We start from the raw sequence: 24930 nt of genomic DNA, 5'->3' as shown, positions 1-24930 counted from the left end.
CCGATGTTCACGATGCTGCGTCGCCGCGCGGTCTCCAGTGTCATTCCCCTGCTGGTCGTGGTCCTGGGAGTGTTCTTCCTGGCCCGGCTCACCGGAGATCCCGCCAATCTGTATCTTCCGCTCAGCGCGACACCGGAGATGAGGGCCGAGTTCTCCGCGCGCAACGGCTTCGACCAACCGTTGATCAACCAGTTCGGCGACTACCTGGTCCAGGTCGCCCACCTCGACTTCGGCGAGTCGCTGCGCACCGCCCAGTCGGCGAGCGAGTCGGTCCTGCGGGCCTTCCCCGCCACCCTCCAGCTGGCCGGGTGGACGATGCTGCTCGCCATCGTCGGTGCCGTGGTGATCGGGAGCCTGGCGGCCTACCGGCCCAACTCGGCGACCGACCGGATCGCGAGCTTCCTGTCCTCGACGGCCGCGAGCGTCCCCGACTTCTGGTTCGCCATCATGGGCGTGCTGGTCTTCGCGGTGACGCTGGGCTGGCTGCCCACCTCCGGCACGAGCGGCGCGGCGGCCTGGGTGCTGCCCGTGGCCACGCTGCTCATCCGCCCGTTCGGTGTGCTGGTCCAGGTGGTGCGCGGCGCCATGGTCTCCGCGCTCTCCGCCCCGTACGTGAAGGTGGCGCGCAGCAAGGGCGCCAACGAGGTGCGGGTGGTCTTCGGGCACGCCCTGCGCAACGCGGCCGCACCCGCGCTCACCGTCGCGGGCGACCTCGCCGTCGGACTGGTCAACGGCGCCGTCGTCGTCGAGACCATCTTCGGCTGGCCCGGCATCGGCAAGCTCATGATCGACTCGGTTCTTCAGCGCGACTTCGCGGTGTTGCAGGCGGCTGTACTCCTCACCGCCCTGGTGATCTTCGCGCTCAACATCCTCGTGGACATCTGCCACGCGGTCCTCGACCCGCGGGTCCGGCAGCGGGCGGCGGCGTGAGTCAAGGAAGTGACATGCTCCAGAAGAACAACGGCCAGAGCGGCAACGGCCGGGGCGACGGCGCCGAGAGCGGCGACGTCCCGAAGGGCGCGGACGACGGCAGCGGTACGAGTCCCGGCACCGACCAGACGATGACGGCTCGGCGGAAGTGGCTCGCCCTGCTCCTCCAGGACCGGTTCGCCTTCGCCGCGGCCCTGATCCTGCTCGGCGTCGCGCTGTGCGCCGTACTGGGTCCACTGCTGATCGGGGACCTGGCGACACGTCAGAACCTGCGCGATCCCGGGCGGTCGCCCTTCAGCCTCGACCACGGCTGGGCGTTCTTCCTCGGCAGCGACTCCCTGGGCCGACCGGTCGCCGCGCGGCTGATAGCCGCGGCCGGCACCACTCTGTCCGTGGCCGTGCCCGCCGTGCTGTGTTCGCTCGTCGTCGGCTCGGTCTGGGGCATGTGGGCGGGCTACCACGGCGGTTGGCGCGAGAACGTGTCCCTGCGGATCGCCGACGTGATCCTCAGCTTCCCGTCCCTGCTGCTGGCCGTGGTCGTTCTGTACGTGTTCTCGCCGAGCGCCTCCGGGATCGTGCTGGTGCTCGCCGTCGCCCGGATCCCCGTGTACCTGCGCACGGCGCGGGCCGAGTCCGCGGAGCTGCGCAGCCGCCTGTTCATGGACGCGGCCCGCACCTTCGGCACCAGCAGCTGGGCGAGCATCCGACGCCATGTCGCACCCACGGTGCTGCCCACGCTGCTCACCGTCGCCGCGCTCGACTTCTGCTTCGTGATGCTGACCGAGTCGTCGCTGAGTTTCCTCGGCATCGGCATCCAACCGCCGGATGTGAGCTGGGGCCTGATGGTGGCTCAGGGGCGCCAGGAGTTGCAGAGCTCGTGGTGGATCGCGGTCTTCCCCGGGCTCGCCATCGTCATCACCACCGTCTCGGCGACGATCCTCGCCGCCTGGGCCCGCCTCGCGACCGACCCGGGCCAGCGGTGGCGGCACGGCCTGCGCCGCGGCGGCCGCGGTCGGCTCCGCCGGCCGGGGACCGGGGGGACGGGGGCCGGTCGGGCCTCGGCGGCCGAGACGGCCGAGACGGCCGCGGTCGTGGCAGGGGCCAAGACCGGGCCGACAACGACCGTGCCGGGGACGCAGAGCAAGCCCGACGCGACGGCAACCGAGCCGACGGGCGCACCCGCCCCGGCCGAAACGGGGAGTGGGACCGGATCCACCCCGGCCGAGCCAGGGACCGGGCCCGCCGCAACCGAGCCCGCCGTAACCGAGCCGGCAGGGGCCGAGGCCGGCCCAGCCCCGTCGGGGCCGGAGACCGAGTACGTCCCGGTCTCACCCGAGGCCGAACCCGAGCCTCGCCCCCCGGCCGCACCCCGACCGGAAGCCGCGCCCCGTCCGCCTGCGGTACCCGACGCAGAGGCCGAGCCCGTCCCGGCGATCCCGGGAGCGGTAGCCACCCCCGGCGGCCATGCCTCAACCAGCACCGACACCCTGGCCGTCAACAACCTGTCGGTCGATATCCGTACCGCCGCGGGGCCCGTCCCCGTCGTACGCGGCGTCAGTTTCGCCGTGCGTTCGGGTGAGACGCTGGCTCTGCTGGGCGAGTCCGGGTGCGGCAAGAGCATGACGGCGCACGCGGTGGCCGGGCTGCTCGATCCGGCCGCCGAAGTCGTGGGCGGGCAGGCGCTGTTGGAGGGCGAGGACCTGCTCGCGCTCGGCGCACGGGCCAGGCGTCGGCTCGCCGGACCGGGCCTCGCCATCGTCTTCCAGGACGCGCTCAGTGCGCTCAACCCCGTCCAGACGGTGGGGGCGCAGCTCGCTGAGCCGTTCCGTATCCACGAGCGGCTGTCCCGGCGCGCGGCGCGGGCGAAGGCGATCGAGTTGATGGAACGCGTCGGTATCCCGGAGGCGCGCTCGCGTGCGGGTGCCTACCCGCACCAGTTCTCCGGAGGCATGCGCCAGCGGCTGCTGATCGCGATGGCGGTCGCGCTGCGGCCGAAGGTCCTGCTCGCCGACGAGCCCACCACGGCGCTCGACGTCACCGTGCAGGCCCAGATCATGGACCTGCTGCGCGAACTGCGGAGCGAGCAGCGGATGGCCCTGGTGCTCATCACCCACGACCTCGGCCTGGTCGCCGAGCACGCGGACCGGGTCGCCGTCATGTACGCGGGTACGGTCGTGGAGACCGGCCCGGTGGCCGAGGTGTTCGGCAAGCCCAACCACCCGTACACGCGGGGCCTGTTGGAGTCGGTACCGGCCGAGCAGCACAAGGGCACCCGACTGAGCTCCATCCCCGGAAGCCCGCCCGACTTCCGCTCCGTTCCATCCGGTTGCGCCTTCCGCATGCGGTGCCCCATGGCCCGCGACCTGTGCGCCACACACCGTCCGGTGCTGGCCGGGACCGGAGCCGACCGCGCCGCCGCCTGCCACTTCGGGAAGGAACTGGCCGATGCCTGAGCCCGGGACGACACTGCTCGAGGCCACCGGCCTGACGAAGAGCTTCGCGGTTCCGCGTACCGCGAAGGGCAGCACCAGGCTGCGCGCGCTCGAAGGGGTCGATCTGCGCCTGGAGCGCGGGGAGACGCTCGGCCTGGTCGGCGAGTCCGGTTGCGGCAAGACCACGCTGGCCAGGGTGCTGCTGATGCTGGAGCGGCCAGACGCGGGCTCCGTAAGATTCGACGGAGTGGATCCGTTCTCGTTGTCGGGGGCGAGGCTGCTCGCCTGGCGCCGCAAGGTGCAGATGGTCTTCCAGGATCCGTTCGGCTCGCTCAACCCCCGGCTGTGCGCGGCGGATCTGATCAGCGAGCCGTGGCTCACGCACCGCGATCTCGTGCCCGCAGCGAAGCGCGCGGCACGTGTGGGTGAGCTGCTGGAGATGGTCGGGTTGCGTGCTTCCGACGCACGTCGCCATCCGCAGGAGTTCTCCGGGGGCCAGCGGCAGCGGATCGGGATCGCCCGCGCCCTGGCGCTTGAGCCCGACGTCATCGTGTGCGACGAACCCGTCTCCGCGCTCGATCTGTCGGTACAGGCCCAGGTGCTCAACCTGTTGGGTGATCTGCGGGACGAGCTGGGACTGGCGTACGTGTTCATCTCGCACGACCTGTCCGTGGTTCGGCATGTCGCCGACCGGGTCGCGGTGATGTACCTCGGCAGGATCGTGGAGACGGGTCCGGCGGAGGAGTTGTTCGAGCAGCCGCGGCACCCCTATACGGCAGCGCTTCTGTCGGCTGCGCCGTCCCTGGCGACCGGGGGCGGGGCGAAGAGGGAGCGCATCCTGCTCACCGGTGAGATCCCGTCACCGGCCGACCCGCCGTCCGGCTGCCGGTTCAGGACCCGCTGCTGGCGCGCGGAGGACATCTGCGCCGAGACCTCCCCCGCGCCGACGCCCGAGGCCGCCCATCACAGGGCGGCCTGCCACTTCCCACTGGAGGAGGCGACCGCGGCGGCAGGGACCTCCTGAGGTCGGCCTCTCGCCGAGGGGCGGGGTACGTCCCCGAGGGTCGGGGACGGCAGCGCCCACCCGCGGGGTCCCCGCGCCACCGAGTGGAGCGTCTAGCTGGCCGTACGCCGGATCCGCCCCGCATACCGCCGCTCAAGGTCGAGGTTCCCCTCGAATCCGCCCGGCACGTTGGCGGAGACGTACACAGGCGGCCTCACTCCCGCTGCGAGCAGCTGTGAGGCCGCTTCGGCGACGGTCATCTGGACGAGCATCACGCCGGTGAGAGTGGACAGGGCGCAGACGGAGCCGCCGCCGGGGAGGTCGAGGAGGGCGTCTCCCCGTGGCGCGGCGTTGTCCAGGACGACGTCGGCGATGTCGGCGAGCTTTCGGCCGCTGGGGTGGGAGGCGGGGACGGCCCGGGTGTGGCTCAGCGAGGTGATGGCCAGGACCCGGTGACCGCGTTCCTTGGCCCGCAGAGCCATCTCCACGATCACGCTGTTGACGCCCGAGTTGGAGATGATGACGAACAGGTCCTCGGGCCGGGGCTCGGCGAGGTCGTAGATCCGCTCGGCGACGCCCGGCTTGCGCTCCAGGAGCGGGTCGTCGAGGACGCTCGGGTCGTCGCCGCCGTACAGCACGAGGTCGGCGATGCTCAGCCGGTTGGTGGGCACGAGCCCCCCGGCACGTCCGGCGAGTTCCAGAACGAGGGCCTGGGAGTGCCCGGTGCCGAACGCGTGGACGACGCCGTCGGTCCGTACGCAGTGAGCGATCAGCTCGGCGGCGCGGCGCACTTCGCCCTCGGCGGACCGGGCGGACGCGGCGATGCGGTTCAGGGCGTCCAAGCCTTCACGCGCAAACCCGCTGGCGTTCACAGAGTCGACGGACACACGGCACTCCCCACCGGTGGATGAAACCACCATCCCTTACGAGCTTACTTGAATGAATAAACCATAGGTCACGAGCGGCGGGCAACGCCCCCTCCACCGGCGCCGTCACCGCGCCCCGGGCCGAACCCGGACCAGAGGCGTCTCTGGTCCTGAGATTCAATCTGCGAGATGGTGGGTGGCTGATACATTCTCAGCTGCACAGCAGGCACCACCGAGGAGATCGGGTACCCCATGGAACGGACCGGCGCCGGCAACGGAATGCCCCCGACGGACGTCACCTCGCTGATCCGCACCGAGCTGCCCCGGCTGGCCGGCTCGCTCCGGAAGGTGGGCGAGCTGATCCTGGCGGATCCCGCGGCGGTCACCCATTCCTCCGCCGCCGAGCTGGGGCGCCGTACGGGCACGTCACAGGCCACGGTGACCCGGTTCTGCCGTGCCATCGGCCTCGACTCGTACCAGCACCTGCTGATCGAGCTGGCCCAGGAACGCGGTCGCGGCGAGGTGTCCGACTGGGGCAGCGCGGAGATCGGCCCCGAGATCTCCCCGGACGACGCTCTCGAACGCGTCGTCGCCGTCGTCGGCAGTGCCGACCTGCGCGCCGTCCAGCAGACGATCGACCGGATGGACCTCGACGCACTGGAGCGCGCGGCCCAGGCCGTCGCCCGTGCCCGCCGCATCGACGTCTACGGCGTCGGCGGCAGCGGCGCCGTCGCCCAGGAGACCGAGACGCGGCTCTTCCGCATCGGCTGCTCGGTGCGGGGCTGGAACGAGGTGCACGGGGCGGCCACCTCCGCCGCACTGCTCACCCCGGCGGACGTGGCCATCGGAATCTCGCACTCCGGGGCGACCCGCGAGACGATCGAGCCCTTCGAGCTGGCCAAGGAGCGCGGCGCCACCACCGTGGCACTCACCTCCGACCCGCGCTCGCCGCTGGCCCGGTCCGCGGACATCCGGCTGATCTCCGCCACCTCGGAGACCAGCTTCCGCACCGGCAGCATCGGCGGCCGGCACTCCGTGCTCGTCCTCATCGACTGCCTGTACGTCCGGGTCGCCCAGCTCTCCTACCAGCGCGCGAGCGCCTCACTGGCGCTGACCGACCACATCACCCCGCAGCACACGGTGAAGAGCCGCCGGACCCGCTGATCCCGGCCGAGCAATGACCGGCGACGGCCAACAATGTATGGATGAACCACCGAGAAAACCTGAGGATGGTTGTTTGAACCATCCCCTCGGTGCCACGATGGTGCTCCGCCGAGCATCCTCGTAGGAGCCCCATGCGCGTCACCTCTGTCGAGTCGACCGAGCTCTTCGTCGGAACCACCGAGCAGCCGCGCCAGATCGTGGCCGTCGAGCTGAGCCACACCCCCGGCCGGACCGTCCGTCTCACCGTCGAGGGCTCCGGTGTCGCCGGGGAGGCCCTCGTCACGGTGGCCGACGACGGCACCGGACGCGCCGAGATACCCGTGCGCACCGGCCTCGCGCCGGGCGAGCGCCGCGACATCTCGGTGACCGCGACGGACGTGATCTCCACCGACACGACCGCCACCGACGAGGCTCAAGTAGCCGTGCACCCCGCCGAGTTCATGGCTGCGGAGCCGGGCTGGACGATGTTCATGGTCAGCCACTTCCACTACGACCCCGTCTGGTGGAACACTCAGGGCGCGTACACCGAGACCTGGGACGTCGCCGACGACCCGGCCGCTTCCGGCCTGCCGGCCCGCACCTTCGACTCCCGCGGCCAGTCCGGCATGAGTCTCGTCCGAGCTCACTGCGACCTGGCTCGCCGCGACCCGGCGTACACCTTCGTGCTCGCGGAGGTCGACTACCTCAAGCCGTACTGGGACGCCTTCCCGGAAGAGCGCGCCTTTCTGCGGGAGCTGTTGCGGACCGGCCGGGTCGAGATCATGGGCGGCACCTACAACGAGCCCAACACCAACCTCACCGGCGCCGAGGCCACCATCCGCAACGCCGTCTACGGGGACGGCTTCCAGCGGGCCGTCATGGGCGCGTCGCCGGAGACCGCCTGGCAGTTGGACGCCTTCGGGCACGACCCGCAGTTCCCCGGGCTGATGGCCGACGCGGGGCTGTCCTCCAGCTCGTGGGCGCGCGGCCCCTTCCACCAGTGGGGTCCCACGCTGTCCGTGTTCGGCGAGGAGCCCAGGGACCCGAACCGGATGCAGTTCCCCGCCGAGTTCTCGTGGATCGCTCCGTCCGGGCGCGGGCTGCTGACCGCGTACATGGTCAACCACTACGGCGCGGGCTGGGCCATCGACAACGCACCGACACTGCCGGAAGCCCAGGCAGCCGCGCTCAAGCTCTTCAAGGGCCTCAAGCAGGTCGCGCTCACCCGCAACGTGCTGCTCCCGGTAGGCGGGGACTACGCGCCGCCGTGCCGCTGGGTCATGGACATCCACCGCGACTGGAACGCCCGTTACGTCTGGCCGCGCTTCGTGAGCGCCGTACCGCGGGACTTCTTCGCCGCCGTACGGGCCGAGTTGGACGCCGAGGGGCGCACGGCGTCACCGCAGACCCGGGACATGAACCCTGTCTACACCGGCAAGGACGTCTCCTACACCGACACCAAGCAGGCCCAGCGGTACGGGGAGACGCTGCTCGCCGACGCCGAGGCATGGGCGACACTCGCCTCGCTCGTCACCGGGCACCCCTACCCGGACGCGGCCCTCGACAAGGCGTGGCGGCAGCTGATCTACGGCGCCCATCACGACGCCATCACCGGCTCGGAGTCCGACCAGGTCTACATCGATCTGCTCACGGGGTGGCGGGAGTTGGCGGACCTCGTCGGGACCGTGCACGCCGACGCGACCGACGCCCTCGCCCGGCACGTGGCCCCGCTGCCGGGCGGTGGCCCCGACCTGGTGGTGTTCAACTCCGCGACCTGGCGGCGGCAGGACGTACTGACCGTCGCCGACCCCGGACTCGTACCGCTCGACGACACGGGTCTTCCGCTGCCCGCCGTGCGGGAGGACGGCGAGCTGCGCGTGATCGTGCCGGAGGTCCCCGGCATGGGGCTCAAGGCGCTCCCGCTCGCGCGGGGCACCGTCTCCGAGTGGGTGCCGGGCGAAGGCACCACGATCGGCAACGAGTTCTACGAGCTGACCGTGGACCCGGGACGCGGCGGCGGGGTGAGCCGGCTGCGCGCGCTCACCGAGGGCGGGCGGGACCTGCTGCGCGCGGGCGACATCGGCAACGAGCTGGTCGTACAGGAGGAGTACCCGCGACACCCTCGCTTCGGTGAAGGGCCCTGGCATCTCACCCCGACCGGCACCACGGCCGCCCGCAGCCGCGACGTGACCGCCGTCGTCCGGGTCGAGCACTCCCCCGCCGGTTCCCGCGTCACCGTCACCGCCGACCTCGGCCTCTTCCGCTACACACAACGGCTGTGCCTGTGGAAGGGGGTCGCGCGCCTCGACGTGTCCACCACCATCGACGGCTACGACGGCGCCGACCGACTGATCCGGGTCCGCTGGCCCTCCGACGTGCGGGGCGGGCTGCCGGTGCACGAGGTGGCCGACGCCGTGATCGGGCGCGGGTTCGGCTTCGTGGAGGTCGACAGCGAGCGGTTCCCCTGGACGCTGGACAACCCGGCCAACACCTGGTTCGGCCTCGGCTCCACGGCCCGTGCCGAGATCCGCGACGTCACGGGCGCGCTGCTCGGCCACCGTTCGATCGGCGTGGCCGAACTCGTCCACGCCTCCTGGGACGAGGCCGGTGAACTCGGTACCCCGCTCGCGGCGGCCCTGGTCCGCGCGGGCGTCACCGCGACCTCGACGATCGCCGACGGACCGCGCTACGGCGACCTGGAGATCGACTCCAACCTGCCCGACATCCGCATCGCCGTCGGCGGCCCCGAACGCAACACGGTCGTCGCCGAAGCGCTGGGCTGGGACCCGGCCGCCGGACGCGAGCTGCGCCGCCAACTGGCCGAGCACGGCGTGGCGGCCGTCTGGGTCGCGCCGCGCGCGAGCCTGCGCGAGGAGTGGATCCCCGGAGCCGATCTCCGTGACCTCGAACGGCTGCCGCTGCTCGTCGTGGCGGGCGCCCGCCCGCAGGACGACGCCAAGGCGGTGGACGCGCTGGTGGCCGACCTGGACGACGCGATCCTGCGGGCCACGGCGGCGGGCGGCGGCGAGGCCCTGCCGCCGGGCGACGCCTGGGACGGCCGCAGCTTCGCCGTCCTCAACCGCGGCACACCCGGCTGTGTGGTCACCTCGTCCGGGGACCTCTACATGTCGCTGATGCGCTCGTGCACGGGCTGGCCCTCGGGCATCTGGATCGACCCGCCCCGCCGAACCGCCCCCGACGGCTCGGCCTTCCAGCTCCAGCGCTGGTCCCACACCTTCGAGTACGCCGTGGTGGGCGGCGAGGGCGACTGGCGGAAGCTGGGACTGCCGCGCACCGGCCACGCGTTCAACCACCCGCTCACGGCACGGCTGCGCGACGGCGACGCCTCGGACGTATCGGATGCGTCGGACGCGTTCCCGGAGGCGGAAGCACCCGTCCTGCCGAGGAGAGCGACCCTGCTGGGGCTGGAGCCCGAGGGCGAGGTCCTGCTAGACGCGCTCAAGCCGGTCGGCTCGCCGCTGGCCCGCGGGAGCGTGGCCCCGGCGGACCCGGGCCGCGGAGTCGTCGTACGGATGCACGAGGTGTCCGGTCGTCCGGTCCGGGCCCGGGTGCGCGGCCCGCTGGCGTGGACGGCCGGAGCGCGCGCCGACGTCCTGGAGAACCCCGGGGCACCGCTGGCCCCGGACCAGGAAGGGGTTCTCGACGTCGGCCTGACCGGGTTCGAGGTCGCGACGGTCCTGGCGACTCCCGGGGACGGACGGACGCCGCACGGCCCCGGCGTCGCCGCGCACGAGCCCGCGCAACCCGTCCACACCCGGTACTGGCTGCACAACTCCGGCCCCGCCCCGCGCGGCAACATGCCCGTCGCGGTGTACGTCTCGCCGACCGCGCTCACCGTCTCCGGCGGCCCCGTGACCGCGACGGTCCGCGTCAGCTCGGAGCTCACCGACGCCCCGGTGTCGGGCACGGTCGCCCTGCGCGTACCGCCCGGCTGGTCCGCCGAGCCCGTCGAACTGCCGTACGCGCTGGGCCCCGGCGGCTTCACCCTCTCCGAGGTCACCGTCACCCCGGCCCCCGACGCCGCGCCCGGCCGCCACTGGCTCGCCGCACGGCTGTCGTACGGCGGTCAGACGTACGAGGACGTCGTGGCCCTCGACGTGCCGGGCACCGTCCCGGAGGGCGAGCCGGACGGCCGTACGGGCCCGACTCTCGTGACCGGCCTGGGAGTTGAGCGGATCAGGGTGCACGCGGGCGAGCTCGGCCGCGTTCCGGTGACCGTCCGCAACACCACCCGCGGTCCGGTCGACGGCACCCTGTGGGCGGTGTCGTCGTGGGGCACCTGGCCGGGGGTGAACCCGGGCTGCCAGGGCTTCACCGTGGCCGCCGGGGAGCGGCTGGAGTACGCGATCGAGGTGGACGGCCGTGCGGTGCCACCGGGGTCGTACTGGCTGATGGCGAAGGTCGCCTGGCACGGGAACGTCGCCTACACGGAGGCCGTACCGCTGGAGGTGCTGCCGTGAGCGATCACGTACACGCGCGTTCGCATCCACCGGGTGGCCACGCGCCCGTCCACCTGCCCGACGGCGTGGCCGCGCTCGTGGACGGCCACGCCCTCGCCGCGTCGCGTGTCGACGCGCTGCTGAGGGTCGTACCGCCGCGCGATCCCGTGACCCGGCCCGACGCGTCGGCGCGCGCCGAACGGCAGCGGCGGCGCTGGGCGACCCAGGTGGTCGTCGTGGACGAACTGGCCCGCCGGGCCTGCGCCGAGCGCGGACTGAGGCCTCCCGAAGAAGTCCGGCCGGCCCAGGTACTCGCCGTGGCCGAGGAGGACGTCGCGGATCTCGGCAGCATCGTCGCCGCGGTGCTCGCCCACTCCCCTGCCGCGCGCGTCCTGCTCGCCGCGCTGGAGAGCGAGCAGGACGTGCCGGAGTCGGCGGTACGGGACTACTACGACCGCAACCCGGACCGCTTCCTCACCCCGGACGCCCTGCGACGCGGAGTCGACCCCTTCGGCGGAGCGGACACCTCGGACCACCTGCCGTACGAGGGCGTACGTGAGGGCGTCGCCCACGAGTTGCGCCGGTCCGCCGGCCGGCGTGCCTTCTTCGCCTGGCTCGACCGGGCGCGCGCCGGGGTGGTGTACGCCGCCGGGCACGAGCACCCCGGCGATCCGTCGCACCCGGACCACGAGCACCGGCACTGACCGCCCGGCGGCCGTGTACTGACCGCGCGCCGACCGCGTCCGGAACCTAAAAGCAACACAGCACCCATTGACCTCCGATGAATTCTGGTCCACCTTTTCATCAATCGGAGTCGAAGTTGGTGAATTGAACCAGCAGCAGACTGGGTCTCAGGAGGGCAGCAATGCGCGCAAGAAGACTGACCGGATCCCTGGCCTGGCTCGTCGTACTGACGTTGACGGCCGCAGGCTGCGGCCTCTCCGGCGGCTCCGACGACGGCGGCGCCACCGCGGGCGGTTGCAAGGTCGACGAGGGAAACGTCGGGTCGGGCCGGCTCACCGGTGACGTCAAGGGAAAGATCACTTTCCAGACGACCAACCTGAAGAAAGACTTCGGGGACTTCTTCAACGGAGTGATCAAGGACTTCGAGAAGGCCAACCCCGGCACCTCGGTCAAGTGGATCGACGACCCGGGCGACAACACGTTCACCCAGCGCACCGTCGCCGACGCCCAGGGCTGCACGATGCCGGACGTCATCAACGTCGACGCCCCCACCGCGACCGCCCTCACCAAGGCCGGTTACCTGCTCGACGTGGGCGTCAAGGACCCTGACGCCGCCAAGCCCTTCGTCCCGGCGTTCTGGAAGTCGAGCACCTACAAGGACGCCTCCGGGACCGCGGCGCACACCGTCCTGCCCTGGTACACCGGCGGTGTCCTCCTGACCTACAACACCGACATGCTGAAGAAGGCCGGTATCGACCCGGCCAAGCCGCCGAAGACCATCTTCGGTCTGTTCGCCGACTTCGAGAAGATCGCCAAGACGGCCAAGGGCAAGTACTTCGCGACGATGGCCAACCCGATCTGGCGGATCCCCTCCGACTGGGACCAGATGAACATCAAGACGCTCTCCCCCGACGGCAGGTCCACCGTCTTCGCGGACGATCCGAGGACCGCCCAGTACGTGGCCTGGATGGCGAAGCTGTACAAGGCGGGCGCCATGCCGAAGGACTCGCTCTCCTCCAGCAACGACCCCTCCACGCCGTACAGCCAGGGCCAGGTCGCCTACGGTTCGACGAACCCGAGCTTCGTGCGCTTCGTGAAGCAGAACAGCCCGTCGGTGTACGCCAAGACCGGTGTCGGCCAGCAGCCGTTCGACGCGCTCGGCCACACCACCGGCGCCCCGCAGTACATATCGGTCGCCGCGACCAGCAAGCACGCCCCCACGGCGCTCGCGTTCGCCAAGTTCCTCACCAACGCCAAGAACCAGACGGCCTGGTGCAAGGACCCGGACGTGGTGATCTTCCCGACGACCACGACCTCGCTGGACGACCCGTTCTTCCAGAACGCGACCGGCAGCGACCCCTTCTCCCAGGCCCGCAAGCTCATCGCCGAGCAGCTCAAGACCACCACCGCCTACCAGACCAACCTCTCCCCGGCCGTGCAGAAGGCGATCGTGTCCCAGGTGCAGCTGGCCATGCAGGGCAAGAAGAGCCCCGAGCAGGCCGTGAAGGACGCCCAGGAGAAGGCCGACGACCTGCTGAAGCAGGCAGGCTGATCGTGGCGACACAGACCGCGAAGCCGGTGTCCGCGCCCGGTGCGGAGCACACAGCCTCCGTGCCGGGCGCGGCCCCGTCCCGCGTACGACGACTGGGCCGGGCGGTACTGCCCGGCCCCGCTCCCGGCGCCAACGGGGCGGCGCTGTACCGCCGTTGGTGGCTGCCCTGGCTGTGGACCGCCCCCGCGATCGTCTGCGCGGTGGTCTTCGGCGTGTTCCCGTTCCTCAACACGCTCCTGCTGTCGTTCACCGACGCCAAGCCGCTCGGCGGCGCCGCGAGCTTCGTCGGGCTCGACAACTACACCCGGATGCTGGACGACTCGGACTTCTGGCTGGCGACCCGCAACAGCATCCTGTACGCGCTGATCGTCGTACCGCTGATGGTGCTGCTGCCGTTGCTGCTGGCCATCCTGGTGGAGAAGAACCTGCCCGGCATCGGCTTCTTCCGCTCCGCCTTCTACACCCCGGTCATCGCCTCCAGCGTGGTCGTGGGGCTGAGCTGGCAGTGGCTGCTGGCCGACGACGGGCTGATCAACACCTGGCTGGAGAAGGGCCATCTGATCAGGGACGCCATCCCGTTCCTGTCCGACTCGTGGCTGATCCTGTTCTCCGCGATGGGCCTGACCCTGTGGAAGGGGCTCGGCTGGTACATGATCTTCTACCTGGCCGCGCTGGGGAACGTACCCAAGGAACTGCACGAGGCGGCGTCGATGGACGGTGCCGGTGCGGTCCGCCGCTTCTGGCACATCACCGTGCCGGGCGTGCGGCAGGCCATGATGCTGGTCGGCACCCTCACCGGCATCGGCTCGCTGCGGGTGTTCACCGAGCTGTACATGCTCGGCGGCCCCACCGGCGGCCCCGGTGGCGCGGACCGCACCCTGCCCTTCTACATCAAGGACGTCGGCCTCGACCCGATCACCGGCAACGCCGGCTACGGCTCGGCGGTCAGTGTGGCGCTGTTCCTGCTGACGCTGGGGCTGACCCTGCTCGCGCAGCGGCTGACGAGGGAGGACGAGTCATGACGACCGCGACCAGGACCGCGACCGCAGCCTCGACCGCAACCGAGACCTCACCGCGCAGGAAACTGCTCCCGCGCTGGCGGGACTACGGCCGCCCCCGCGAACTGGTCGTCCGCTACCTGCTGTTGCTCTTCGTGCTCGGCATCACCGTCGGGCCGTTGGTCTGGCAGCTCCTGGCCTCGCTGAAGAGCACCAGCGAGGACGTCTTCGGCTCGAACGCCACACTGTTTCCGCACGAGCCGACCCTGCGGGCCTACCGGGCGGTCTTCGACCAGGTGCCGGTGGCCACGTACATCAGGAACAGCATGTTCGTGGTCGTCCTGTCGGTCGGCAGCCAGCTGCTGTTCTCCACCACGGCCGGCTACATGCTCTCCAAGCCCAACTGGAAGGGCCGCAAGGCGGTCTGGGTCGTGCTGATCGCCTCGATGATGTTCCCCTTCGAGTCGATCATGGTGTCGCTGTTCCTGAGCATCCGCGACCTGGGCCTGGTCGACAACCTGGTGGGCGTGTGGCTGCCCGGGTTCGTCGGTGCCATCAACGTGCTGCTGATGCGCGCAGCGTTCATGGCGGTGCCGCGCGAGATCGAGGACTCGGCGATGCTCGACGGCGCCGGCGAATGGCAGCGTTTCCGGTACCTGTATCTGCCGTCCGCGTGGGGCGCGATCCTGGTGGTCACCATCAACACCTTCATCAGCGCCTGGGACGACTTCCTCTGGCCACTCATCGTGCTGCGCTCGGAGGAACACATGACGCTGACGCTGGGTCTCTCGCGCCTGCAGAGCTCGTCGTTCGGCTACGACCAGCGGGTGGTGATGGCCGGTTCGGTGATCTCCGTCATTCCGGTGCTGGTGCTGTTCGTGATCACTCAGCGGTGGTTCTACAAGGGGGTTTCGTCGGGGGCCGTGAAGCTCTGACGACCTGTCGGCCGTCGCTGTGGACCGTCGCCGTCAACCGTCGATCCGCAGCACGGCCGGTACGGCGTCCAGCGCGGCCCGCGCCGATTCCGCGACCCTGATCTCCATGGTGCCGGGCAGCACGTCCGTCTCCAAGTCGGCGCCGACCTGCGCGAGTTGGTCGGCGCCGAGGGGGATGACGACCGTGCGGGTCTCGCCGGGAGCGAGTTCGACGTTCCTGAAGGCGCGCAGTTCGAGCGTGCGCGGCCACACGGGCGTGACCAGCCGGCGGATGTAGAGCTGGACGACGGAACGCCCGGTCCGTTCCCCCGTGTTGGTGACGTCGACCGCGACGGTGTGCCCGGACAGACGGGGCGGCCCGTAGGCGAAGCTCGTGTACGACAGCCCGTGCCCGAAGGAGTAGAGCGGCTCGGCGCCTTCGTCCACGTAGGCGCCGTACTCGGTGTCCTTGTGGTTGTAGTACACGGGGAGTTGGGCGGCCGAGCGCGGAACCGAGACAGGCAGGCGCCCGAGCGGCTCCGCGTGCCCGAGGAGCACCTCGGCGATCGCGTCGCCGCCCCACGGGCCGGGGTACCAGGCGGTGAGCAGCGCGGCCGCCCGTTCCGCAGCCTCCGGGACGGCGTGCGGGCGCCCCTGCACCAGGACCACGACCGTGGGGGTGCCGGTCGCCACGACGGCGTCCAGCAGGGCGTGTTGGGCCTTGCCGAGCCGCAGCCCCGCGAGGTCGACACCCTCTCCGCAGGTCATCACGGACACAGCGCCGAGCGCGGCCCCGTTGGCGGCGAAGTCCGTCTCGGGGGTACGGGCGCTGCTGCCGCCCAGCGCGAGCACGGCCAGGTCGGAGACGCCGGCCTGGGCGATGGCCTCGGGGATGCCCGAGAGGTCGCCGCCGGTGAGGGCGCAGCCGCGGGCGTGGCGGACGTCCACGCCGGGCGGGGCGAGTCGCCGCAGCCCGTCGAGGAGACTGGAGCCGGTGCCGGGGCGCTGCGGGGCCGTGTAGTCGCCGAGTTGGTGGGCGGTGGTGGCGGCGTGCGGGCCGAGGACCGCGATGCGGGACACCGTCGGGCGGACGGGCAGGACGCCCCCGTCGTCGTGCAGGAGCGTGACCGCGCCTCGGGCCAGGGCGGTGCTCAGTTCCCGGCCGCGGTCCGGGGACGGAGCGGTCAACCGGCCCTCGGCACAAGGCCGTTCGAACAGACCGAGGCGGAACTTCAGGCGCAGCACCCGGGCGACGGCCGCGTCGAGCACGTCCTCCTGGACGAGTCCACGCTCGACGGCCTCTTCCAGGTGCGTGAAGCCGTCGTCCCAGAGGCTGAGGTCGACCCCCGCGTTGAGTGCGAGGGCGCCCGCGGACACCGCGTCCCCGGTGACACGGGCCAGCCGGTCAACGGCGAGCCCGTCGGCCATGACCAGCCCGTCGAAGGCCCAGCGCTCGCGCAACAGCCCAGTGAGCAGGGCCCTGTTGCCCGCACAGGGAAGCCCGTCGACCTCGTTGTACGCGGCCATGACGGCGGCGGCGCCCGCCCGGACCCCGGCCCGGGCGGCGGGGAGATGGATCTCGTGGAGCTCACGGGGCCCGAGCTCGGACTCGGCGGAGTTGCGGCCGCCGACGGTGGCGCCCTGTCCGGCGAAGTGCTTGAGAACCACGGCGGCTCTGTCCTCGGCGAACTGCCCGTCCGCGCAACCGGATTGGCCCTGCATGCCCCGCACCAGCGCCTCGGTGAGGCGGGCGGCCAGATACGGGTCCTCGCCGAAGCACTCCTCGGTACGGCCCCAGCGGGGGTCGCGCGCGAGGTCGAGGGCGGAGACGAGGGCGACATGGCCGCCACGGGCCCGCAGTTCGGCCGCGGCATGGGCGGCGGCCCGCTCGTACAGCGCGGGGTCCCAGGTGGCTCCGACGGCCAGGTTGACCGGCAGGACCGTGCCGTCCAGGGCCATGAGGCCGTGCGGGACCTCCTCGACGAGGAGCGCCGGGATGCCGAGGCGGCTGCTCTCCATGACGTGGCGCTGCACCAGGTCGGCGAGCGTGGCGCCGTCGGCCGCGCCCGCGCCGGTCGAGTGGTCGACGCCCGACCAGGCGTCGGCGCGCAGGAGTCCGTACAGGGCGCCGAGGCCCGCGAAGCGCTCGGTCTCGGCGTACAGCGCCCCGGTGAGTTCGAAGCCGTCCGGGGTGCGGCGGTAGGCGTCCCAGCCGTACATCCGCTGGTTGAGCTGGCCGGCCTTCTCCCGCAGGGTCATCCGGGCGAGCAGGTCGGCGACCCGGTCGTCGACGGCGGCGTCCGGGTCCAGGTAGCGGGGGCCCCGCGTGTCGTGGCCTCGGGAGGCCTCGGGAGTCCGCTCGGGCCGGGCGGCCGCGTGTTCCGGAGTCGGCATGCGACCTGTTCCTTCCGTGCTGTTCTCGCGTGGGACGACGGGGGCGTGCCGGTCAGGTGGCCCGGGTTCAGGTCACTCGGGTCCGAGCAGCCCGGTTCGAGCAGCCCTGGTTCAGGTGGTCCGGGGCGAGGGTGGTGGCGGGCCGCCGTGCCCGAGCCGGGCCAGGGACACGGCACCGCGGCAGCCGTCGGCCACCCAGTCCAGCGTCAGGCCGAGCGTCTTGAGGCGCTCGTTCAGAAGAGCTGTCAGGGGTCCTTCGGGACCGAGCAGCCCGCCGGTGGCGACGAGCCGCTCGCCCTGGCGGGGTTCCAGCGCGCGGACCGGTTCCAGCAGGTGGTCCGCCGCCTCGTCGAGGACCGCCTGCGCAACGGCGTCCTGGTGCCGGGCCGCCTCGGCGACCAGCGGGGCCAGCCGGGCGAGGTGGATAGGGGGTTCGGCCATGACGGCGGGCAGCAGATGCATGCGGTAGGCCGCGCGCCGCGCAGGCGACCACTCCGGCCCCGCGGGGAGGTGCTCGCGGGCGGAGCCGGATACGACGGAGGCGCTGACAGGGGCGGAGGAGGCGGAGGCATCGGCGCCGACCGGGCTCACCGCGTGGCGCGGACCGGTCCCGCTGAGCGGGCTCCCCAAACCATCGCTGCCGCCCGCACCAGTCGGGCTTCCCAGGCCATCCCGGCCGCCCGCACCACTGGGACTTCCCACACCATCCCGGCCACCCGTCCCGCTCAGGTCGACCGGGCCTCCGTACGGCCCGTCCTCGGCGTACGGCAGCGCCTCGATCGGCACCCCCAACGCCCGGCCGACCGCGTCGGCCAGCGTCGTGGGAGCGCCGCGTCCGTCCGCCATGCGCAGCGCCGCCCGTACCGCGCTGCGGCCGATCCAGAAGCCGCCGCCGTCGTCGCCGAGCAGCCAGCCGTCACCGCCGACGGTCAGCGCGCAACGGCGGTCCGTGATGCGCATCGCGACCACGCCGGTGCCGGCCACCAGGGCCAGCCCGTCGGCCGGGGTGCCGGGTGCGGAGGCGAAGGCCGCCTCGATGTCGCTGCTGACGCCGACCGAGTCCGCCGCGATGCCCAGGCGTCGCAGCGCGGCGGTGAGCGCGGCCAGGGCGTTGAGGCGGCCGGGCTCGTCCGGGGCGGTCTCCGCCGCGCCCGCGAAGCCGCCGGCCACGGCGACGACCCTGGCGCGGTCCGGCTCCGGCACCGCCAGGGCGACGGCCTCGGCCAGGTGGTCGGTGAGCAGGGGCACCGGGACGGTCAGGGCGTTGCCGGGTCCCGCGACGCCCTGACCGAGCACGCGGCCGTCCACGGCGGAGGCCAGAACGGCGCGGGTACGGGTGCCGCCGGCGTCCAGACCCACCACGAGGTCCCGATTCCGCACGCGACCCGGCTCCCGACCTGGATCCTGGTTCAAATCATTGTTCATTGGCGACCATGGTGGTTGATACATTCGCCGAGAACAAGCCCCGGCCGCGCGTCGGCACAGGTTTCCGAGGAGGACCCCATCAGCACTCCCCCCGTACCCAGCGCGCCCGCGCCCCGCTTCGGTGTGAACTACACGCCCCGCCGCGGCTGGTTCCACTCCTGGCACGACTTCGATCCGGCCCACGCCCGCGAGGACCTCGCCCAGATAGCCGGGCTCGGCCTCGACCACGTCCGCGTCTTCCACCTCTGGCCGCTCCTGCAGCCCAACCGCACACTCATCCGAACCGCGGCCGTCGACCAGCTGGTCCAGCTCGTCGACCTGGCGGCCGAGGCCGGTCTCGACGTCCTCGTGGACGGAGTGCAGGGCCATCTGTCGAGCTTCGACTTCTATCCGGAGTGGACCCGCAGCTGGCACCACCGCAACGTGTTCACGGACCCCGAGGCCATCGAGGCCCAGGCGGAGCTGCTGCGCGTCCTCGGCCGCGCGCTCGCCGACCGGCCCAACCTCATCGGTCTCCAGCTCGGCAACGAGCTCAACAACCTGGTCGAGCACAACCCGGTGACCGTAGAGGAGGTGGACCACTACCTCGACACGCTCCTCGCCGCCGCCCGGGACGGTCTCGCCGCCGCCCCGCCCGGCCGCCTCGTCACGCACTCCGCGTACGACGCGGCCTGGTACGGCGACGACCACCCGTTCACCCCGGAGGCCTCGGCCCGCAAGGGCGACCTGACCACCGTCCACCCGTGGGTCTTCTCGGGCGACTGCGCACGCCGTTACGGCCCCCGCTCGCCGCAGGTCCTGCACCTCGCCGAGTACGGCGTGGAGCTCGCCAAGGCCTACGCCGAGGACGTGACCCGGCCCGTCTGGGCGCAGGAGACCGGGGCGCCCGAGCCGCACATCCCGGCGGCCGACGCACCCGAGTTCGCGCGGGCCACCGTGCTGAACTCCTCCGAGTGCGCGGGGCTGTGGGGCGTGACCTGGTGGTGCTCCCACGACGTGGACCGCTCCCTCGCCGACTACCCGGAGCTGGAGTACACCCTCGGTCTCTTCGACTCCTCCGGCCGCCCCAAGCCGATCGCCACCGCGTTCGCCGACGCCGTGGCCGAGGTGCGCGCCAAGCCCCGCCCCGGACAGCCGCGCGACCTGGCCCTGGTCCTGGACTGCACGCCCGCCACCAGGTCGGTGTCAGGTCCGGGCGGCGCGTACTTCGAGGCGTGGATGCGGCTGCGCAGCCAGGGCGTCCGCCCGGCCGTGGTCCTGGCCTCCCGCGCGGACGACGCCGACCACCTAGCGGCCCGCGGCATCACGGATCTCGTACGGAATCCGTGACCGCGCCGGACACCGAAGCCGGTCAACGTGACGGGAGCGGGCCGGCGAGCGGCTACTCGCCCGCCAGCGCCTCCGCCAGCGCCCGCAGGTTGGCCCGGCCGCGACCGTACGAGCACAGGTCGTCCCCGTCCTCGGGGAGCCCGGTGGAGACCCGTACGGCGTCCGGCCGCCGGGCCAGCAGGGACTCGCGGAGGCGGGCCTGCCAGGGGTGCAGGCCGGCGTCGTGAGTGGCGATGATCAGCGGGGAGCCCTCGGCCCACCGCAGGATCCCGGTGACGAGGGCCGCCGGGTCGGCCGGCTCCCCGGTGACCGCGGTTCCCGAGGCCGTGGGGTCGACGGCGCGCAGCTCGGTCAGCAGGTCCTCGCCGCCCCAGTTGAGCGCGGGGTGCGGCGACGGGAACAGGTCGACGACATGGGCGCCGGAAACGGGGGGCCGGGCGGGCCGGCCGCGTACGGCCCGGCGGGCCGCCTCCGCTCCGGCCTCCGCGTCCCACGCGGCGACCGTGCCCGGAGCGGCCGGCGTCGCGTACCGCTCGGCGAGGCGGCGAACCCGCCCGGCGGCCTCCCACACGCGCTCGTCGGGCAGCGCTCCGGTACGCAGCGCGCCGAGCACCGCGTCACGGCAGGCCAGCGTGGTCTCCAGGTCCGGTACGGCGACGATGACCTGGTCGGCTCCCGCGGCCAGGGCGATCCGGGCTCCGGCGGCCTCTCCGTAGCGGTCGGCGATCGCCTTCATCTCCAGCGCGTCGCTGACCAGCACCCCGTCGAAGCCGATGTCGTCGCGGAGCAGATCGCGCAGGACGCGGCGGCTCAGTGTGGCCGGGCGGTTCGGGTCGAGCGCCGGGAACACGACATGGGCGCTCATCAGCATCGGAACACCCGCGGCGACGGCAGCGCGGAACGCTTCGAGGTCGGGGAGCAGTTCGTCGTACGAGCGCGGGTCGACGGCGGTGTCGTGGTGGCTGTCGGTCACGGTGCCGCCGTGGCCGGGGAAGTGCTTGGCGCAGGAGGCGACGCCGCGCGCCTCGGTGGCGGTGATCCACGCCCGCAGATGGCGGCCTACGAGCCCGGGATCGGCGCCGAAGGAGCGGGTCCGCACGATCGGGTTGTCCGGGTGGTGCTGGAGGTCGGCGACCGGCCCGTACGAGGCTGTGATGCCGAGGCCGGCGAGGTGTCCGGCGAGCGCGTCGGCGCAGCGGGCGGTCAGGTCCGTGTCGTCGACGACGCCGAGCGCGAAGTTGCCCGGGACGTCGGGTGCGCCCGCGCCCACCAGGTGGCCGATGCCGCCGCCCTCGTTGTCGATGCCGACTATCAGGTCGGGGCGTATGGCCCGCAGCTCGTCGGTGAGCCGGCGCACCTGTTCGGCGTCGCGCACGTTGCGGGTGAACAGGATGACGCCGCCGAGCCCCCGGTCGACGAGCCGTTTCAGGGTGGCGGGGACGCTCGCGGTCCCGTCGAAACCGGCGACGAGGCAGCGGTGGGCGGCCTCGTCCAGGTCGACGGGCAGACCGGGACCGTCGTACGCGGCGGGCAGGGGATGGATCACGTCGACTGTCCTCCGGTCGGATGACGGATCGGATGATGCGAGCCACCAAAACATAACCCCAAGGTGAATCAATCAACCAGCCCCCTTGACGCAACGTATGCGCCGCACCACGCAGTGCGGTGGTCCGAAACGATCTCCTTACGCGGGTCCTGACGCCCGTCCGTCCGCTCGGTAGGGTCCGCGACAGCGGTCAGGACCTGGTCCGGTAGGCCTCGAAGCGATGAGGAGTGATGCACGGTGATCCCATCCGCCCCGCGCGTGGAGCTGACGCCCGCCGCCGCCGAACTGCTGCGCCGACTGCGGGCCGCCCACGGTCCGCTGATGTTCCATCAGTCCGGCGGCTGCTGCGACGGCAGCGCCCCCATGTGCTACCCGGAGGGCGAGTTCCGGACCGGCGACTCCGACGTGCTGCTCGCCTCGCTGGCCGTCGAGGGCGTCGACGAACCGGTGACCTTCTGGATGTCGCGGAGCCAGTACGAGGTGTGGAGTCACACCCGGTTGATCGTCGACGTGGTGGAGGGGAGGGGCAGCGGCTTCTCGCTGGAGGCACCCGAAGGGGTGCGTTTCCTGACCCGTTCGCGTCTCGTCGGCACGTAGTCGTCGTCACACCAGCTGCTCTGTGGTGAACTCCCTTGTGTCCTGGGCCATTTGAGGAGACAGCGGAGAGAGCAGGGGCAGCGTGAGACGACGCACCGGACGACTCAGAACCGCACTGACGGTTGTAGCGGCATGGAGCGCACTGGCCGGTGCCGCCCTCGCGGGGGCGGCACCGGCCAGTGGCGTGCCGGACGGCGGCCCGCCGGGTTTCCACCGGCTCGCACCCGGCGTGCGCTACACCGACTTCGACATTCCGGCCGCCAAGGGTGTGGCGCACGCACATGTGCTCAGCGTCGATCTCCGCAACCCGCGGGTGAGTGTCGACCTGCTGCACCCCGGCGCGGTGGCGGCTCGGGCTCCCGTGTCGCGGATGGCCGACGCGCAGGGTGCCGTCGCGGGCGTCAACGGCGACTTCTTCAACATCACCGAGACCCAGCACCCGGGGGTCGAGGCGACCGGCGCGTCCGTCGGTCCCGCTATCGCGGGCGGGCGGGAGCTCAAGGCTGCGGTCCCGGACGGCCAGCGCTTCGGCCCGGCCCTGCCGCCCGGCACGAGCACCCGGGACGTACTCGGAGTGGGCACGGACCATCGGGCCCGCCTCGACAGCCTCGCCCTCGACGGGTCCGTAGCCATCGCCGAGGCGCGGCTGCCGCTCGGCGGGCTCAACCAGTACGCGCTGCCGGCCGGCTCCGTCGGCGCGTTCACCTCGGACTGGGGCACCCCCTCTCGGGTGCGGGCCACCTGTGGGACCGACACCGACCGGGCCGCGCCCTGCAGTACGGACACCCATGAGGTGACCGTCCGGGACGGCCGGGTCGTGTCATCGGCCGACACTCCCGGCAACGGACCCATCGCTTCCGGCACCACCGTCCTGGTCGGCCGGGAGGCGGGCGCCCAGCAGCTGCGGAAGCTGTCGCTCGGCGAGCGGGTCGTGGTGCGGCACCGGCTGGTGGCGGCCGCGTCGAGGATCCCGTACCGGTTCGTGATCGGCGGCTATCCGGTCCTCAGGGGTGGCCGACCGCTCGCGGGTCTCGACACCACGACCGCGGCGGTACGGACCGCCGCGGGCATCTCGGACGGCGGCAGCAGGCTCCTGCTGCTCGCGCTGGACGGGGCACCCGAGTTCCGCACCGGACTCACCATCGCGGAAGTCGCCGACACCATGCGGCAGTTGGGTTCCGTTGACGCGTTCAGCCTCGACGGCGGCGGCTCCAGCACGCTGGCCGCCCGGGAGCCGGGCTCGACGACGGCGACCGTGCGCAACCATCCCAGCGGCGGGGCGGAGAGGCCGGTGCCCAACGGGATCGGCGTGTTCTCGCGGTCGTGATCCGCTCGCCTCACCGCTGCCGCGGGCTCACGGCCTGAGGCTGCTGACGACGTCGGCGGTCGCCGTGAGCCCGTTGTGGATGGTCGGCGCCATGCTCGTGCTCGCGAGATAGAAGCCGAGCAGCACGCAGACCACGGCGTGCGAGAGCTTCAGCGCGCCGTTGCGGAGGAAGACCACCGCAAGGATCAAGAGCAACAGGACCACAGAGATGGAAATGGCCATCGTCAACCTCCTCCGCCACGTCCACACCGCGGCTTTCGGCCGCAAGTGTGGCGTAGCGGGGGGTTCGTCCGGGCGGCTGACGTGTCCGCCGAACGTGTGTTGACTGCGTGTGAAAGCGCTGGGCTGGGCCCGTCGGTCGGTGATCGCTGGGCCAGGCCCGCTCGTGGACCTACTTGTGGACCTAGTTGTGGACCTACTTGTGGGCGTCCAGGAACGCTTCGAGACCCGCGAGGTCGTCGGTGTTGAGGTAGTCGGCGTCGGCGGCGAGGAGTTCGCCCCAGACCGCGTCACGGGCGGGGCCCGCCAGATCCGGGGTGGCCCAGAAGCGGACCTTCTGCCCTCGGGAGTGCGCCGCCGCGACGATGCCGCGCAGCTTCTGGCGCTCGACCTCGGGGAACGTGCCGACGCCCTGCCAGGTGAAGTTGAGCGTCCAGTTGTCGCTGATCAGCGGAATGAAGGAGGCGGGCGCCGGGACGGGGGCCAGCAGGTCGAGGAGGCGGCCGTCGTAGAAGGCCCGCCGCACGGTCTGGGCCTCCATCGGGGCACGGGCCGCGCGGTCGCCGGAGACCACGGCCGTCACCGCACCGGGGAAGACCCGGCCGTGGACGTACGTCGTGAACAGGTGCCGGTAGCGGCGCAGTTGGCGGTCCAGCTCCTGGTACGTGGACGCGCCCTCGGTCTTGATGTCGATGAGCAGCTGGACCGGCTTCCGCTGCCCTCGGTACACCGAGCCGCGGTTGGCCTTCACGCGGGCGGCGAGGGGAGCGAGGTAGAGGGATTCCAGCGTCCGGGTCGGGTCGAGTTCAACCGGGTCGTGGGCGACCAGAAGCTGTTTCCCGACGAGGAAGATGTCCGACTCGACGCTCCCGAAGCGGTGGTCGAGCGCGTCGAGGAGGGGACGGGGGTGGAGGTAGTCGTTGTGCGCGTGCGCGCGCCACAGCGGGCGCGGCCGGTGCCCGCCCTCGTTCGCCTGCGCGTACGCGGGCACGGCGACGCTGCCCGCCACCGCGGCGGCGAGGGTGGTGAGGGCTCTGCGACGGGTGGTGAGGGCCATGTCTGCCTCCCTGAGAGTTGCCGTACGGGCCTCAGCGAGTATCGGTCCTCTCAG

Annotated in this window: 18 protein-coding genes and 1 pseudogene; 13 read left to right on the top strand and 6 right to left on the bottom strand. The window is 72.1% G+C overall.

Annotated elements, in window-relative coordinates:
* The first annotated feature begins 3 nt into the window (after positions 1-3).
* From ACH4YP_RS22430 to ACH4YP_RS22415, 4 genes and pseudogenes are all read left to right on the top strand, one after another.
* Positions 4-930: an ABC transporter permease gene (locus tag ACH4YP_RS22430; RefSeq protein WP_361056686.1), complete on the top strand. Its 927-nt coding sequence runs from the start codon at positions 4-6 to the stop codon at positions 928-930.
* A gap of 14 nt (positions 931-944) precedes the next feature.
* Positions 945-1874, top strand: a pseudogene (locus ACH4YP_RS22425) (ABC transporter permease); the annotation flags it as partial.
* A gap of 489 nt (positions 1875-2363) precedes the next feature.
* A complete protein-coding gene (locus ACH4YP_RS22420; protein ID WP_398492220.1) occupies positions 2364-3383 on the top strand; it encodes an ABC transporter ATP-binding protein in 1020 nt (339 codons plus the stop codon).
* Entirely contained in the window at positions 3376-4386 is a 1011-nt protein-coding gene (locus ACH4YP_RS22415; protein WP_398492013.1) for an ABC transporter ATP-binding protein, read from the top strand. Before ACH4YP_RS22420 ends, ACH4YP_RS22415 begins: the two co-directional genes overlap by 8 nt.
* 92 nt (positions 4387-4478) lie before the next feature.
* On the opposite strand, the gene ACH4YP_RS22410 is transcribed toward ACH4YP_RS22415, so the two are convergent.
* Positions 4479-5252 carry an SIS domain-containing protein gene (locus ACH4YP_RS22410; RefSeq protein ID WP_361056679.1) on the bottom strand — a complete coding sequence of 258 codons (774 nt, stop codon included), beginning with the start codon at positions 5250-5252 and terminating at the stop codon, positions 4479-4481.
* A gap of 258 nt (positions 5253-5510) precedes the next feature.
* Here ACH4YP_RS22410 and ACH4YP_RS22405 point away from each other — a divergent pair, with 258 nt between their 5' ends.
* From ACH4YP_RS22405 to ACH4YP_RS22380, 6 genes are all read left to right on the top strand, one after another.
* The gene (locus ACH4YP_RS22405; protein ID WP_361056745.1) at positions 5511-6395 is read left to right on the top strand and encodes a MurR/RpiR family transcriptional regulator; all 885 of its coding nucleotides are present in this window, start codon (positions 5511-5513) and stop codon (positions 6393-6395) included.
* 131 nt (positions 6396-6526) lie between these two features.
* Entirely contained in the window at positions 6527-10855 is a 4329-nt protein-coding gene (locus tag ACH4YP_RS22400; protein ID WP_398492011.1) for an NEW3 domain-containing protein, read from the top strand.
* 53 nt (positions 10856-10908) lie between these two features.
* Positions 10909-11538 (top strand): peptidyl-prolyl cis-trans isomerase, encoded by a 630-nt coding sequence (locus tag ACH4YP_RS22395; RefSeq protein ID WP_361056742.1) that lies wholly within the window; start codon positions 10909-10911, stop codon positions 11536-11538.
* A 161-nt stretch (positions 11539-11699) separates the two neighbouring features.
* Positions 11700-13070, top strand: a complete 1371-nt coding sequence (locus ACH4YP_RS22390; RefSeq protein ID WP_398492009.1) for an extracellular solute-binding protein — start codon at positions 11700-11702, stop codon at positions 13068-13070.
* On the top strand, positions 13070-14092 hold the full coding sequence (locus ACH4YP_RS22385) for a carbohydrate ABC transporter permease (RefSeq protein ID WP_398492218.1): 1023 nt from the start codon (positions 13070-13072) through the stop codon (positions 14090-14092). The genes ACH4YP_RS22390 and ACH4YP_RS22385 overlap by 1 nt, the downstream gene beginning before the upstream one ends.
* On the top strand, positions 14089-15003 hold the full coding sequence (locus tag ACH4YP_RS22380; protein WP_361056670.1) for a carbohydrate ABC transporter permease: 915 nt from the start codon (positions 14089-14091) through the stop codon (positions 15001-15003). The genes ACH4YP_RS22385 and ACH4YP_RS22380 overlap by 4 nt, the downstream gene beginning before the upstream one ends.
* A gap of 33 nt (positions 15004-15036) precedes the next feature.
* Here the strand turns inward: ACH4YP_RS22380 and ACH4YP_RS22375 are convergent, their stop codons facing one another.
* Complete coding sequence (locus tag ACH4YP_RS22375; RefSeq protein WP_398492216.1) at positions 15037-17241, bottom strand: glycoside hydrolase family 3 N-terminal domain-containing protein; 2205 nt, start codon at positions 17239-17241, stop codon at positions 15037-15039.
* A 246-nt stretch (positions 17242-17487) separates the two neighbouring features.
* Positions 17488-18756, bottom strand: coding sequence for a BadF/BadG/BcrA/BcrD ATPase family protein (locus ACH4YP_RS22370; protein WP_398492007.1), 1269 nt, complete (start codon positions 18754-18756; stop codon positions 17488-17490).
* 168 nt (positions 18757-18924) lie between these two features.
* Here ACH4YP_RS22370 and ACH4YP_RS22365 point away from each other — a divergent pair, with 168 nt between their 5' ends.
* Positions 18925-20130 carry a glycosyl hydrolase gene (locus ACH4YP_RS22365; protein WP_398492005.1) on the top strand — a complete coding sequence of 402 codons (1206 nt, stop codon included), beginning with the start codon at positions 18925-18927 and terminating at the stop codon, positions 20128-20130.
* A gap of 52 nt (positions 20131-20182) precedes the next feature.
* Here ACH4YP_RS22365 and ACH4YP_RS22360 read toward each other — a convergent pair whose 3' ends face one another.
* Positions 20183-21673 carry a glycoside hydrolase family 3 N-terminal domain-containing protein gene (locus ACH4YP_RS22360; protein WP_398492214.1) on the bottom strand — a complete coding sequence of 497 codons (1491 nt, stop codon included), beginning with the start codon at positions 21671-21673 and terminating at the stop codon, positions 20183-20185.
* A gap of 243 nt (positions 21674-21916) precedes the next feature.
* Between ACH4YP_RS22360 and ACH4YP_RS22355 the strand changes: the two genes are divergently transcribed.
* Both ACH4YP_RS22355 and ACH4YP_RS22350 read left to right on the top strand, forming a co-directional pair.
* Positions 21917-22273 carry a DUF779 domain-containing protein gene (locus ACH4YP_RS22355; protein WP_186001443.1) on the top strand — a complete coding sequence of 119 codons (357 nt, stop codon included), beginning with the start codon at positions 21917-21919 and terminating at the stop codon, positions 22271-22273.
* Positions 22274-22355: 82 nt separating this feature from the next.
* A complete protein-coding gene (locus tag ACH4YP_RS22350; RefSeq protein WP_398492003.1) occupies positions 22356-23600 on the top strand; it encodes a phosphodiester glycosidase family protein in 1245 nt (414 codons plus the stop codon).
* Positions 23601-23627: 27 nt separating this feature from the next.
* Here ACH4YP_RS22350 and ACH4YP_RS22345 read toward each other — a convergent pair whose 3' ends face one another.
* A complete protein-coding gene (locus ACH4YP_RS22345; RefSeq protein ID WP_055611237.1) occupies positions 23628-23822 on the bottom strand; it encodes a hypothetical protein in 195 nt (64 codons plus the stop codon).
* Positions 23823-24015: 193 nt separating this feature from the next.
* Positions 24016-24876: a phosphatidylinositol-specific phospholipase C/glycerophosphodiester phosphodiesterase family protein gene (locus tag ACH4YP_RS22340; RefSeq protein WP_398492001.1), complete on the bottom strand. Its 861-nt coding sequence runs from the start codon at positions 24874-24876 to the stop codon at positions 24016-24018.
* Between the last annotated feature and the right edge of the window lie 54 nt (positions 24877-24930).

It is taken from the genome of Streptomyces sp. NPDC020747, assembly GCF_044334695.1.
Lineage (GTDB): Bacteria > Actinomycetota > Actinomycetes > Streptomycetales > Streptomycetaceae > Streptomyces.
The sequence above is the reverse complement of the archived record's forward strand: the minus strand, read 5'-3'. Positions and strand labels throughout refer to the sequence as shown.

Bases quoted from the DNA above. Each gene is read 5' to 3' on its own strand.
- ACH4YP_RS22430 (WP_361056686.1), top strand. From the start codon at position 4: ATGTTCACGATGCTGCGTCGCCGCGCGGTCTCCAGTGTCATTCCCCTG.
- ACH4YP_RS22415 (WP_398492013.1), top strand. From the start codon at position 3,376: ATGCCTGAGCCCGGGACGACACTGCTCGAGGCCACCGGCCTGACGAAG.
- ACH4YP_RS22405 (WP_361056745.1), top strand. From the start codon at position 5,511: ATGCCCCCGACGGACGTCACCTCGCTGATCCGCACCGAGCTGCCCCGG.
- ACH4YP_RS22400 (WP_398492011.1), top strand. From the start codon at position 6,527: ATGCGCGTCACCTCTGTCGAGTCGACCGAGCTCTTCGTCGGAACCACC.
- ACH4YP_RS22390 (WP_398492009.1), top strand. From the start codon at position 11,700: ATGCGCGCAAGAAGACTGACCGGATCCCTGGCCTGGCTCGTCGTACTG.
- ACH4YP_RS22380 (WP_361056670.1), top strand. From the start codon at position 14,089: ATGACGACCGCGACCAGGACCGCGACCGCAGCCTCGACCGCAACCGAG.
- ACH4YP_RS22375 (WP_398492216.1), bottom strand. From the start codon at position 17,241: ATGACCCTGCGGGAGAAGGCCGGCCAGCTCAACCAGCGGATGTACGGC.
- ACH4YP_RS22345 (WP_055611237.1), bottom strand. From the start codon at position 23,822: ATGGCCATTTCCATCTCTGTGGTCCTGTTGCTCTTGATCCTTGCGGTG.
- ACH4YP_RS22340 (WP_398492001.1), bottom strand. From the start codon at position 24,876: ATGGCCCTCACCACCCGTCGCAGAGCCCTCACCACCCTCGCCGCCGCG.